Source organism: Mycobacterium sp. E3298, assembly GCF_001666895.1.
Lineage (GTDB): Bacteria > Actinomycetota > Actinomycetes > Mycobacteriales > Mycobacteriaceae > Mycobacterium.
Window position 1 is genome coordinate 1 of sequence record NZ_LZJB01000112.1, and the last position, 724, is coordinate 724.

The 724-nt window shown below is 71.3% G+C and carries 1 protein-coding gene; it reads left to right on the forward strand.

Features of this window, described 5'->3' with window-relative positions; translation table 11 throughout:
• On the forward strand, nucleotides 1-720 hold a 720-nt coding region (locus A9X05_RS05160), incomplete at its 5' end, for an HNH endonuclease signature motif containing protein (protein WP_156736480.1).
• Between the last annotated feature and the right edge of the window lie 4 nt (nucleotides 721-724).

The window sequence follows — 724 nt, forward strand, 5'->3', positions numbered from 1 at the left end:
ACGTTCGACGCCGCCTTGCAGTCCCATCGTGACGCGCTGATCGCCGAATGGAAGCACGACCGCGCCGAGGGAGCGTCAGACAGCGCGCCGCCCCTGCCGGGCAGCGTCGAGGCGTTCATGCGACTGATCGAGGCCGGCTGGGACGCGGAGACGACCCGCCGCCCACACGGACAGCACACCACCGTGGTGGTGCACGTCGACGCCGAAAAGCACGGTGCGGCACTGCACGTGGGTCCGCTGCTCACCGACGCCGAACGCCGCTACCTGACCTGCGACGCCACCGGCGAAGTGTGGTTCGAACGCCAGGGCGAGGTCATCGGCGCCGGCCGAACCACCCGCCTGATCAGCCGGCGACTGCGCCGCGCGCTCGAGCACCGCCACCGCAGCTGCGCGGTTCCCGGCTGCGGCGCCACCCGCGGCCTGCACGCCCACCACATCCGGCACTGGGAAGACGGCGGACCCACCGAGCTGACCAACCTCGTGCTGGTCTGCCCGTATCACCACCGGGCCCATCATCGTGGCGTCATCACCATCGCCGGACCCGCACCCACGCTGACCGTCACCGATCAGGCAGGCCGAACACTGAGGCCCGGATCGCTGGCGCGGCCACCGACAAAGCCCCCACCCCCGGTCGCCCCCTGCCCGGGACCCACCGGCGAGCGCGCCGACTGGTGGTGGTACCAACCCTTCCAACCCCAACCACCACCATCCAACAACTAGCCCG